A 12,059-nucleotide genomic window follows, 5' to 3' on the forward strand; every position below is an offset into this window, starting at 1 on the left:
ACGCATCAGGCGCAACAAAGTATTTCTCGCGAAAAACCCCTGTTTTCAGTGAAAAAGCGCTTAAAAACTTGTTTCAAGCGCTTTCAGGTCTGTAACAGGAAGGTTACCGGGCCATCATTGACCAGGTGCACCTGCATATCCGCGCCGAATCTACCTGATGCCACTGTGCCATGCACCTGTTTCGCTTTCTCTAATAGATAGTCGAAAAGCTCCTCGCCCAGCGCCGGAGGGGCAGCGGTTGAAAAACTCGGGCGCAACCCGTTTTTGGTGTCGGCGGCCAGGGTGAACTGAGAGACCAGCAGCAACCCGCCCCCGACATCCGCCAGGGACAGATTCATCTTGCCCTCGGCGTCACTGAACACACGATAGTTAAGCAGCTTATGCAGAAGTTTGTCGGCGCTGGCCCGAGTGTCCTCGGGCTCGACCGCCACCAGTACAAGCAAACCCTGATCGACGGCACCGACCACCTCCCCCGCTACCTCGACGCGCGCGCCACGCACGCGCTGCAACAGGCCCTTCATGCTTCTTCAGGGGACAGGTCGAGCAGGCGCCGTGCCATCTGATCGGCGGCGCGCACCAAGGCATCGGTAATGCCGGGTTCGGAGGCGGCATGCCCGGCATCACGGATGACCTGCAGTTCACTGTTCGGCCAGTTCTGATGCAGTTCCCAAGCGTTATCCAGCGGGCAAATCACGTCGTAGCGACCGTGAACGATCACGCCCGGCAGATGGGCGATCTTGCCCATGTCGCGGATCAGCTGATTCGGCTCGAGGAACGCATTGTTGGTGAAATAGTGACATTCGATGCGCGCGATGGACAAGGCGCGTTGCGGCTCGGAGAAACGATCGACCACCAGCGGGTTCGGACGCAAGGTCGCGGTCCGCCCTTCCCAGGTGGACCAGGCTTTGGCCGCGTGCATCTGGGCGATCTGATCGTTGCCGGTCAGGCGCTTGTGGAAAGCGCCGAGCAAGTCTTCGCGCTCATCCAGCGGGATCGGCGCAATGTAGTCCTGCCAATAATCAGGGAACAGACGACTGGCGCCCGCCTGATAGAACCACTCGATTTCCTGCGGACGGCAGAGAAAAATCCCGCGCAGGATCAGACCGTGCACACGCTCCGGATGGGTTTGCGCGTAGGCCAGCGCTAGGGTCGAGCCCCACGAGCCGCCGAACAGCACCCATTTATCGATGCCCAGATGCTGGCGAATCCGCTCAAGGTCGGCGACCAGATCCCAGGTGGTGTTGTTTTCCAGGCTGGCGTGGGGCGTGGAGCGACCACAACCGCGCTGGTCGAAGGTGACGATGCGATACAGGTTCGGATCAAAAAAACAGCGACTCTGTGCATCACACCCGGCACCGGGGCCGCCGTGGATGAACACCACCGGCAAACCTTCCGGTGAACCGCTTTCGTCTACATACAGGGTGTGGGTTTCATCGACAGCCAGATCGTGCCGGGCGTGGGGTTTGATCTGCGGGTACAAAGTCTGCATTGCGCGCTCCGTAAGGGGTCGAGGTCATCCCTGGGGGGACTTCTATTATTCTGCCGTTGGGCATCATAAACCCGATTTACGTCAATGAGCATGTCCATGCAGAGTCAGAGTTTTGCCACCCGTTTTTTTGCCAAATAGCCGAGCAGCGTTTCGTAGAGCGCATCGACCTCCGCAACCTGACCCCGCGCCCGCAGACAGCCATGAACCAGCCCTTCCCCGTAATAAAGCGTCGCGGCCACGCCCGCAGCGTTCAGGCGCTCGGCGTACAGCACGCCGTCATCGCGTAACGGGTCGAACTGCGCCACCGCGATCAATGCCGGCGGCAATCCGCGCAGATCCCCGGCGAGCAACGGCATGGCATAGACGCCAGGCGTTTGAGTGCCGCGCAAATACAAGGCGTGATAACAATCCACGTCACTGCTGCTGAGCAGAGGCGCGTCGCTGCATTCACTGCGTGAAGGCAAACGGTGATCGCCACCGAGGCCGGGATAGATCAGCACTTGCGCCGCCGGCAGTGGTTCACCCGCATCGCGTAGTGCCAGGCACAGCGCGGCGGCGAGATTGCCACCGGCGCTGTCGCCAGCCACCAGCGTACGCGCGGGGTCCAGCTGAAACGGCCCGGAGCGCAGCGCTCGCCAGACCTTCAGACAGTCATCGAACGCCGCTGGAAACGGATGCTCCGGCGCCAGACGATAATCGACCGCGATCACCAACACGCCGAGCGTCGACGCCAGCTCGGCGCAGATGAAGTCGTGGGAATCCAGATCCCCCACCACCCAACCGCCGCCGTGCAGATACACAATGCACGGGCTACCGTCGGTCGATGGTAAAGCTGCGGGCTGATAGGACCGAATCGGTACACCGGCCAATACAAAATCCACGACGTATAGCCCGTCGGGACGCGGCGGGGTGAACGCCCGGCACATCTCGCTGTAGGCCTGGCGCAGTCCGGCGAGGCTGGTGTCGGTGGCGTTGAAGCTGACGGTTTTCTCGACGAATGCCGTCATCTCGTCAGAAAGGGGATAAGTTTCCATGGACCTGCCGCCGAGATGTTGTGGTGAGCAGATAACCCTGTAGGAGTGAGCCTGCTCGCGATAGTGGTGGGTCAGTCAAAGTAGATGTTGCCTGATACACCGCCATCGCCGGCAAGCCGGTCTCGCTCCTACAGGGGTTTTGCGGTAATGGTCAGTTTTTCAGGCTGGCCTGAACGGTGGCAACACCATCCTTGCCATCAAAACTGCTGACACCGGCCAACCAGCGCTGCAGGTCTTGCGGATGATCACGCAGCCACTGCCTGGCGACGTCCTGCGGCGTCTTGCGCTCCATGATCGGCACCATCAGCTGGCTTTCCTGAGCGGCGGTGAAGGTCAGGTTCTCCAGCAAACGGTTCACGTTCGGGCAACGCTCGGCGTAGTCCGGGGACGTCACGGTGGAGACCGTCGCCGCGCCTTCGTTAGGCCCGTAAACGTCTTCGCTGCCGGTCAGGTAAGCGATTTTCATGTTGATGTTCATCGGGTGCGGCGTCCAGCCGACGAACACCACGAACTCCTTGCGATTCACCGCCCGTTGCACAGCGGCAAGCATGCCGGCCTCACCCGACTCGATCAGTTTGAAATCCTTCAGGCCGAACTGATTGGACTCGATCATGGTTTTGATCGTGGTGTTAGCGCCACTGCCCGGCTCGATGCCGTAGATTTTGCCGCCGAGCTGGTCCTTGAACCTGGCGATATCGGCGAAGGTTTTCAGCCCGGCCTCGGCCACGTATTCCGGCACGGCGAGGGTTGCCTGGGCGTCGGCCAGGCTCGGTTTTTCCAGGACCTTCACTTGATTGGCAGCCAGGAACGGCGCGATGTTCTTGTCCATCGCCGGTTTCCAGTAACCGAGGAAGATGTCCAGGCGCTTGTCGCGGATGCCGGCGAAAATGATTTGCTGCACGGCGCTGGTTTGCTTGCTTTCGTAGCCAAGGCCGTTGAGCAGCACGTCGGCCATGCCGCTGGTGGCGATGACGTCGGTCCAATTGACCACGCCCATGCGCACGGCTTTGCAGGAAGCGTCGTCACTGGCCAGAACAGGGGAGCTCAGAAGAGCGGTACCGCAGAGGATTGAGAGACAGCGGGTCAACAGTCTTTTCATTGGGAATGATCTCGTGCGGCAGAATTATTATGGGTCCGGTGTCTTGATGCACCGTGTCCAGAACATTACGCAGCAGTGAGAGACCAAAAGCGAACTGTGGCGACCGAGATTTGCACGGTGGCGACTGTTCCAATCAGGTTTAGAGACGAACACAGAACTGTGGGAGCGAGTCTGCTCGCGAATGCGGTGGGTCAGTCAGCGTTGATGTCGCCTGACACTCCATCGCGAGCAGGCTCGCTCCCACAAGGTTTTGCGCCAGGCTTTAGCGGCTGTAGTGCTTTTGGCCCCAGGCGAGCAGGCCTTGCAGCAGCTCCTTGAGCACCACTTGCGTCGGCTCTGCCAGGTCCGGGCGATAACGGAACGGCTCGAACTCTTCCATGTACGTGCACTGGCCCAACTCCAGTTGCACGGCGTGGATGTTTTGCGTCGGATTGCCATAGTGCCGGGTGATGTGGCCGCCCTTGAAGCGCCCGTTCAGCACATGGCTGTAATCGGTGTGCCTGGCGCAGATCGCTTCCAGTTGAGTCGCCAACTGTGGATCGCAACTGGCGCCGTTGAACGTGCCGAGGTTGAAGTCCGGCAGCTTGCCGTCGAACAGGTGCGGGATGATCGAGCGGATCGAGTGCGCATCAAACAGCAATGCATAGCCGAATTCGGCTTTCATACGAGCCAGCTCGTTCTGCAACGTGCTGTGATACGGCGTCCAGACCTGCTCCAGATACGTCGCACGCTCAGCCGCCGACGGTTCCATGCCTTCACGGAACAACGGAATGCCGTCGAACAGCGTCGCCGGGTACAGACCGGTGGTGGCGCCGACGTACAAAGGTTTGTCGTCCGAAGGCCGGTTCAGGTCGATGACAAACCGCGAGTACTCGGCAGCCAGGGTGCTGGCGCCCAGTTCGGTAGCAAATTCGTAGAGTTTCGGGATGTGCCAGTCAGTGTCCGGCAAGCTTTTCGCGTCGGGGATCAACCCGGCTTCAACCGCCGGGGTCAGGCGTACGCCAGCGTGGGGCATGCTGATCAGCAGCGGCACGCGGCCTTGTTTGAAGTTCAGAACCTTATCCACAACTGCTCTCCTAAACGCTTGTTTCGACGCCGTGACGCACGACGCGTTTTTCCAGGTCACCGCCCAGCCAGTACGACAGGTCGGCGGGACGATCGATTTGCCAGGCGACGAAGTCAGCGACCTTGCCGGCTTCCAGCGAACCATGGGTGTCGGCCATGCCTAGCGCGGTGGCGGCATGAATCGTCGCGCCGGCCAGGGCTTCTTCCGGGGTCATGCGGAAACAGGTGCAAGCCATGTTCAGCATCAAGCGCAGCGACAGTGCCGGTGACGTGCCGGGGTTGAGGTCGCTGGCGATGGCGATTTTCACCCCGTGTTTGCGCAACGCTTCCATCGGCGGCAATTGGGTTTCGCGCAGGAAGTAGAACGCGCCGGGCAACAACACGGCGACCGTGCCGGACGCGGCCATGGCGATGGCGTCTTCTTCGGTCATGAATTCCAGGTGATCGGCGGACAGTGCGTGATAACGCGCCGCCAGGCTCGAACCGTGCAACGACGACAGTTGCTCGGCATGCAGCTTCACCGGCAAGCCCAGTTTTTGCGCTGTGACGAACACGCGCTCGACCTGTGCCGGCGAGAACGCCAGGTATTCGCAAAACGCGTCCACCGCATCCACCAGCCCTTCGGCGGCCAGGGCCGGGAGCATCTCGGCGCAGATGTGATCGATGTAATCGTCGGCGCGATCCTTGTATTCCGGCGGCAAGGCGTGGGCCGCCAGGCAGGTACTGCGCACGCTGATCGGCAGTTCGGCGCCGAGACGGCGGGCCACGCGCAGCATCTTGCGTTCGTTGGCCAGGTCGAGACCGTAGCCGGATTTGATTTCGATGCTGGTCACGCCATCGCGCATCAAACTCTTCAACCGCTTGGCGGCGCTGGCGAACAACTCGTCTTCACTGGCCGCCCGCGTGGCGCGCACGGTGCTGGCAATGCCGCCGCCGGCCGCGGCGATTTCCGCATAGCTGACGCCTTGCAGACGCTGTTCGAATTCACCGCTGCGGTTACCGCCAAACACCGTGTGGGTGTGGCAGTCGATCAGGCCCGGCGTAACCCAGGCCCCGTTCAAATCGTTGACGGCCGGGTATTCACCCGCCGGCAGTTCAGCACGTGGGCCGATCCACTCAATGTGCGCACCGGACGTCACGATGGCCGCGTCCTCGATGATCGAGTAGACGCCTTGCGCCATGGTTGCGACGTGGCAGTGTTGCCAGAGAGTTTTCATCCCGTAATCTCCACAATGTTCAAAATCGGTTCGCGGGCAAGCCTCGCTCCTACAATGTAGGAGCGAGGCTTGCCCGCGAAGAGGCCATCACAGACTAGGCAGCAACTTCGCCGTCACCAGTTCATTCAGGCAACGCGTCGCCAACAACTCGCTAGCCGCATTGATGTCCGGCGCAAAGAAACGGTCCTTCTCATAGAACGGCACTTCTTTACGCAGAATCGCCCGAACCTTTTCCAGTTTTGGCGAGGTTTTCAGACCTTCACGCAGGTCCAGACCTTGAGCCGCGGCCAACCATTCCACTGCCAGAACGCCGCGGGTGTTTTCCGCCATTTCCCACAGACGCTTGCCGGCAGCCGGAGCCATCGACACGTGGTCTTCCTGGTTGGCGGAGGTCGGCAGACTGTCCACCGAATGAGGATGGGACAACGCCTTGTTCTCGCTGGCGAGTGCCGCAGCGGTCACCTGGGCGATCATGAAACCGGAGTTCACGCCGCCATTGGCCACCAGGAACGGCGGCAGTTGCGACATGTGCTTGTCCATCATCAACGAGATGCGGCGTTCGCTCAGCGAGCCGATTTCAGCGATGGCCAGGGCCATGTTGTCGGCGGCCATCGCGACAGGTTCGGCGTGGAAGTTACCGCCAGAGATCACGTCACCTTCAGCAGCGAACACCAACGGGTTATCCGAAACGGCGTTGGCTTCGACGGCCAGCACTTCGGCAGCCTGACGGAACTGCGTCAGGCAGGCGCCCATGACTTGCGGCTGGCAGCGCAGGGAGTACGGGTCCTGGACCTTTTCGCAGTTCTCGTGCGAATCGGACACTTCACTGCGCTCGCCCAGCAAGTCGCGGTAAGCGGCAGCGGCGTCGATCTGGCCTTTCTGGCCACGGGCAGCGTGGATACGAGCGTCGAAGGGCGAGCGCGAACCCAGCACCGCTTCGACGGTCAGGCCGCCCAGGGCCAGGGCGCCCGCGAACAGATCTTCACCTTCAAACAGACCGCGCAATGCGTAAGCGGTGGACACTTGAGTACCGTTGAGCAGCGCCAGGCCTTCTTTCGCGGCCAGGGTCAGCGGGGTCAGACCGGCGACTTTCAGCGCTTCGGTCGCTTCCATCCACTCGCCTTTGTAACGAGCCTTGCCTTCACCCAGCAGCACCAGCGACATGTGGGCCAATGGCGCCAGGTCGCCGGAGGCACCGACCGAACCTTTCAATGGAATGTGCGGGTAAACCTCGGCGTTGATCAGGGCGATCAGCGCGTCGATGACCACGCGACGAATACCGGAGAAACCACGGCTCAGGCTGTTGACCTTGAGCACCATGACCAGACGCACCAACGCGTCGCTGATCGGCTCGCCGACGCCGGCAGCGTGGGACAGCACCAGCGAGCGCTGCAGGTTTTCCAGGTCTTCGCTGGCGATGCGGGTCGAGGCCAGCAGGCCGAAACCGGTGTTGATGCCGTAAGCGGTGCGGTTCTCGGCGAGGATCTGTTCCACGCAGGCAACGCTGGCTTCGATCTGGGCAGCAGCGCTGTTATCGAGGCTGATTTTGACCGGTTGCTGATAGACATCACGCAGTTGGGCAAGGCTCAGTTGGCCGGGGATCAGGTTTAGTGCAGTCATTTTGTGCTCCTTTTGAGAGTTTTTATTCTTCATAAACGAAGAAGACTCACCAGACGCTCCGGAGATATCCGTTGTCCGTCGCGACTCGCTTTTTGGGAGCCGCGCCTTGGCACGTTGGTGTTGTGTGGAAATCAGTTCAGATTCGGTAAAGCGTTGTGCAGCAAATTCGAGTCTTTCAATACGCCGGCAGCGGCGGCGATGTCCGGCGCCAGCCAGCGATCCTGGTCGTAGGCCGGAACACGCTCACGCAGCAGACGCCACGCCGCATCGGTGCCGGTGCCGAAGCGTTGCTCTTTGAGGAACTCAAAAGCCTGGGCCGCCAGCAGGTACTCGATGGCGAGGATCTGCGTGCAGTTTTCCAGCGCGCGATGCAGCTTCAGCGCGGCGTTGGTGCCCATGCTCAGGTGGTCTTCCTGCAAGCCGGAAGTGACGTAGTTGTCGAGCACCGCCGGTTGCGCCAACTGGCGGTTTTCCGCACACAGCGAAGCGGCGACGTATTGCACGATCATCATCCCGGAGTTCACCCCCGGATTGGCCACCAGGAACGCTGGCAGACCGCTGACGTGCGGGTTGATCAAACGGTCCAGACGTCGTTCGGCGATGGAGCCGATTTCGGCCATGGCGATGGCCAGCAAATCCGCCGCCAACGCGACCGACTGGCCATGCGGGTTTGCTTGGGACATGACGCGGAAGTTGTCCGGGGTACCCAGCAGCAACGGGTTATCCGTGCAGCCGTTGAGTTCGGTTTCGACTTGCTTGATCGCGTGATCGAGCTGATCGCGAGCGGCGCCGTGGACTTGCGGGATCGAGCGAATGCTCAGCGCATCCTGCGTACGAATGCCTTTGCTGCTGGCAATCACTTCGCTGCCATCGAGCAGCGCCCGCAGGTTGATCCCGACCTGTTGCATGCCCGGATGCGGTTTGAGCGCGATGATCTCGGCGTCGAACGCAGCGATCTGGCCACGCTGGGCTTCGAAGCTCATGGCACTGATCACGTCGGCCCACTGCAGCAGGCGCGTCGCATCGGCAATCGCCAGGCAGCTGAGACCGCTCATGCACGGCGTACCGTTGACCAGGCACAAACCGTCCTTGGCGCCGAGTTGAACCAGTTGCAGGCCTTCTTCAGCCAGCGCCTGTTGAGCGGAAACAATCTGCCCGCGATAGCTGACATTGCCGACACCCAGCAGTGCGATGCCGATGTGCGCCATGTGGGTCAGGTAACCGACCGAACCCTGGGACGGCACTTGCGGGGTGATGCCCCGATTGAGCAGCGCCAGCAAGGCTTCGACCACTTGCCGGTGAATGCCGGATTTGCCCTGGGAGTAGTTGCGGATCGCTGCGCACATGATCGCGCGGGTCTGCTCGTCGGCCAGTGGTGCGCCGACGCCACAGGCATGGCTGAGCAAGGTGTTGCGCGACAGTTGGCTGAGTTGTTCGTCTTTGAGCGAAACGTTGCAAAGCGCGCCCAGGCCGGTGTTGACGCCATAGGCGCGTTCGCCGCTGGTGACGATGCGCTGGACGATCGCCTGGGCATTGTCGATGCGTGCCCAGGTCTGGGCCGACAGCTCGAGTTGTGCGCCGTGACGGGCTACCGCGACCACATCCTGCCAACGCAACGGGGCATCGGCGATAACGATTTTTTCAGCCTGGGACATCATTAACCTCAACCGTACAACCAGAATATTGATGCAGCTTCACCGGCGCCTTCGCGGGCAAGCCTCGCTCCTACAGGTGTGGGAGCGAGCCTGCTCGCGATGGGGCCGGCACAAACGCCGCAAACCTTTAAACCACCGCCGCCCGCCGCTGTACGAACCGGTCGACATACTCATCCGCCGGCGAATGCAGGATCTCTCGCGGGGTGCCGACCTGAATCAGGCGGCCATCCTTGAGGATCGCGATGCGGTTGCCGATGCGCACGGCCTCGTCGAGGTCGTGGGTAATGAAGACGATGGTCTTGTGCAGGGTCTTTTGCAGCTCCAGCAACTGGTCCTGCATCTCGGCGCGAATCAGCGGATCGAGCGCACTGAAGGCTTCGTCCATCAGGATGATGTCGGTGTCCGCCGCCAACGCACGTGCCAGGCCCACACGCTGACGCATGCCGCCCGAGAGCTGATGCGGGTATTTGTTTTCGTAGCCCTTGAGGCCCACGGTGTTGATCCAGTGCAGCGCGCGTTCGGTGCACATCTGCTTGCTCTCGCCGCGCACTTTCAGGCCGTAGGCGACGTTGTCCACCACGGTCTTGTGCGGCAACAGGCCGAAGCTCTGGAACACCATGCTGATCTTGCGACGACGAAATTCGCGCAGGGCTTCCATGTCGTATTGCAGGATGTCCACGCCATCCACCAGGATCGCGCCGCTGGTCGGGTCGATCAGGCGGTTGAAGTGACGCACCAGGGTCGATTTGCCGGAACCGGACAGGCCCATGATCACGAAGATCTCGCCGCTGCCAATGCTCAACGACAGGTCGTTCACACCGACCACGCAGCCGGTTTCGGCCAGCACCTGATCCTTGGTCTTGCCCTGGCCGATCATGCCCAGCGCTTCCTTGGAACGGTTGCCGAAAATCTTGAAGACGTTTTTGACTTCGATCTTGCTGATGGCTGCGTTGCTCATTTGCTCACCTCATGCCGTGCACGACCGTACGCCTGTGTAATGCGGTCGATCACCACTGCCAGAATCACGATCGCCAGACCGGCTTCAAGGCCGCGTCCGACGTTGAGGGTCTGAATCCCCACCAACACATCTTCACCCAGGCCACGGGCACCGATCATCGAGGCAATCACCACCATCGACAGGGCCATCATGGTGGTCTGGTTGATCCCGGCCATGATGCTCGGCAGGGCCAGCGGCAATTGCACGCCGAACAGTTGCTGCCAGCGGTTGGCACCGAAGGCGTTGATCGCTTCCATCACTTCACCGTCGACCTGGCGGATACCCAGATCAGTCAGGCGGATCAGCGGCGGCGCGGCGTAGATCACGGTAGCGAAAATCGCCGGGACCTTGCCCAGACCGAACAGCATCAGCACCGGGATCAGGTACACGAAGCTCGGCATGGTCTGCATGATGTCCAGCAACGGCATCAGCACCGAACGCAGGCGATTGCTGCGTGCCGAGAGAATGCCCAGCGGAATGCCGATCAGCACCGAAATGACCGTCGCGACCATCATCAGCGCGAGGGTCTGCATCAGCTTGTCCCAGAGGCCGACCGCGCCCACCAGGAACAGCAAACCGACGATCACGGAGGTGGTCACGACCTTGCGGGTCGCGTGCCAGGCAACGCCCGCCACGATCGCCAGCATCAGCCACCAGGGCGCCGCACGCAGCAGCCCTTCAAGATTGACGATGGCCCACAACAGGGTGTCGGAGATGCTGCGGAACACATCGCCGTAGTTGGTAACCAGCGAATCGACCCAACCGTTGACCCAGTCGGCGATGGAAAAGGTAAAGCTTTCGGGAAACATAAGAGACTCTCAATCAAGGGGTTGCGATCAAGCATCCGACTGCCGCTGACGGCAGTCGGAGAAGCTCAACCTACAAGGCCGCGTCGATCTTTTTGGCTGCGTCTTCGCTCACCCATGCGTGCCAGACTTCAGGATGTTCCTTCAAGAAGATCTTGGCCAGTTTTGGCGACTCGATCCGCTCTTTGGCCATACGCCCGAGGTTCTGGTTCAGCAGGTCGATCGGCAGGTTGACCTTTTCCAGCACGGCCACCAGTTCCGGGGCTTGCTCGTGGAAGGTCTTGGACAGGCCGACCTTGATGGTCACGCGCTTGTCCACGCCCGGCTTCTCTTCGAGCTTCACCAGGTCAACCTGGCCCATCAGCGGCGTTGGCGACCAGTAGTAGAACAGGATCGGCTCGCCACGCTTGTAGCTCGACAGCACTGCGGCATCCAGTGCCGGGCCGGTGCCCGGACGGAAGTTGGTGTAGCTGCTTTCCAGGCCGTAGCTTTTCAGCATTTCGCTGTTGTCCAGCTCACAGGTCCAGCCCGCCGGGCAGTTGTAGAAACGGCCCTTGGCTGGCTCTTCGGCGTCCTTGAACACGGCGGCATACTTGCCCAGGTCAGCAATGTTTTTCAGGTCCGGCGCCTTGGCTTCCAGTTTGCGCTTGGCGTCGCCTTCGATCACGTAGCGCGGCACGTACCAGCCTTCGACTGCGCCCACGACTGGTGCGCCGACACCGACGACTTTGCCGGCCTTCTCGGCCTTGTTCCAGACCTCGCTGCGGCCGACCCACTCTTCGGCAAACACTTGAATGTCGTTGCTGCTCAGGGCGTTTTCCATGGTGATGGAGTTGCCCGGCAGGCTGTCGGTCTTGCAGTCGTAGCCTTTCTCCAGCACGACTTGCAGCACGTCGGTCAGGAGCATGGCGCTTTCCCAGTTCAGGCCGGCGAATTTCACCGGTTTGCCCGATTCGCACCAACCGGCTGCCTGAGTGGCGCCGGCGCTGGCCAGCAGGCCCATGGAAAGCAATGTGGTCAGCAGGGTCTTGTTCGATTTCATTGTTGTGACGCTCCTAATCATGAATTGGCTTACGG

Annotated in this window: 11 protein-coding genes; all 11 read right to left on the bottom strand. The window is 61.1% G+C overall.

The features are described 5' to 3' along the window. Positions 1 to 83: 83 nt before the first annotated feature. A complete protein-coding gene (gene dtd, locus IB254_RS09980) occupies positions 84 to 521 on the bottom strand; it encodes a D-aminoacyl-tRNA deacylase (protein WP_008025248.1) in 438 nt (145 codons plus the stop codon). Beyond that, entirely contained in the window at positions 518 to 1,489 is a 972-nt protein-coding gene (gene pip, locus IB254_RS09985) for a prolyl aminopeptidase (protein WP_192417175.1), read from the bottom strand. Before pip ends, dtd begins: the two co-directional genes overlap by 4 nt. A gap of 104 nt (positions 1,490 to 1,593) precedes the next feature. Continuing rightward, positions 1,594 to 2,523: an alpha/beta hydrolase gene (locus IB254_RS09990; RefSeq protein ID WP_192417176.1), complete on the bottom strand. Its 930-nt coding sequence runs from the start codon at positions 2,521 to 2,523 to the stop codon at positions 1,594 to 1,596. 151 nt (positions 2,524 to 2,674) lie between these two features. Then, positions 2,675 to 3,622 (bottom strand): choline ABC transporter substrate-binding protein, encoded by a 948-nt coding sequence (locus tag IB254_RS09995; protein ID WP_192417177.1) that lies wholly within the window; start codon positions 3,620 to 3,622, stop codon positions 2,675 to 2,677. A 262-nt stretch (positions 3,623 to 3,884) separates the two neighbouring features. Beyond that, on the bottom strand, positions 3,885 to 4,688 hold the full coding sequence (gene hutG / locus IB254_RS10000; protein WP_192417178.1) for an N-formylglutamate deformylase: 804 nt from the start codon (positions 4,686 to 4,688) through the stop codon (positions 3,885 to 3,887). 10 nt (positions 4,689 to 4,698) lie between these two features. Then, positions 4,699 to 5,904 (bottom strand): imidazolonepropionase, encoded by a 1,206-nt coding sequence (hutI, locus tag IB254_RS10005; protein ID WP_008025259.1) that lies wholly within the window; start codon positions 5,902 to 5,904, stop codon positions 4,699 to 4,701. Between the two features lie 87 nt (positions 5,905 to 5,991). Beyond that, positions 5,992 to 7,524 carry a histidine ammonia-lyase gene (gene hutH / locus IB254_RS10010; RefSeq protein ID WP_192417179.1) on the bottom strand — a complete coding sequence of 511 codons (1,533 nt, stop codon included), beginning with the start codon at positions 7,522 to 7,524 and terminating at the stop codon, positions 5,992 to 5,994. Between the two features lie 131 nt (positions 7,525 to 7,655). Next, complete coding sequence (hutH, locus tag IB254_RS10015) at positions 7,656 to 9,179, bottom strand: histidine ammonia-lyase (RefSeq protein WP_192417180.1); 1,524 nt, start codon at positions 9,177 to 9,179, stop codon at positions 7,656 to 7,658. A 127-nt stretch (positions 9,180 to 9,306) separates the two neighbouring features. Next, positions 9,307 to 10,137, bottom strand: coding sequence for a quaternary amine ABC transporter ATP-binding protein (locus IB254_RS10020; protein ID WP_008036590.1), 831 nt, complete (start codon positions 10,135 to 10,137; stop codon positions 9,307 to 9,309). Then, complete coding sequence (locus IB254_RS10025) at positions 10,134 to 10,985, bottom strand: ABC transporter permease (protein WP_008025264.1); 852 nt, start codon at positions 10,983 to 10,985, stop codon at positions 10,134 to 10,136. Before IB254_RS10025 ends, IB254_RS10020 begins: the two co-directional genes overlap by 4 nt. A gap of 70 nt (positions 10,986 to 11,055) precedes the next feature. Further along, positions 11,056 to 12,024 carry an ABC transporter substrate-binding protein gene (locus IB254_RS10030; RefSeq protein ID WP_008025265.1) on the bottom strand — a complete coding sequence of 323 codons (969 nt, stop codon included), beginning with the start codon at positions 12,022 to 12,024 and terminating at the stop codon, positions 11,056 to 11,058. Between the last annotated feature and the right edge of the window lie 35 nt (positions 12,025 to 12,059).

Origin of the sequence: Pseudomonas sp. PDM03 (assembly GCF_014852385.1) — a bacterium.
GTDB classification, from domain to species: Bacteria; Pseudomonadota; Gammaproteobacteria; order Pseudomonadales; family Pseudomonadaceae; genus Aquipseudomonas; species Aquipseudomonas migulae.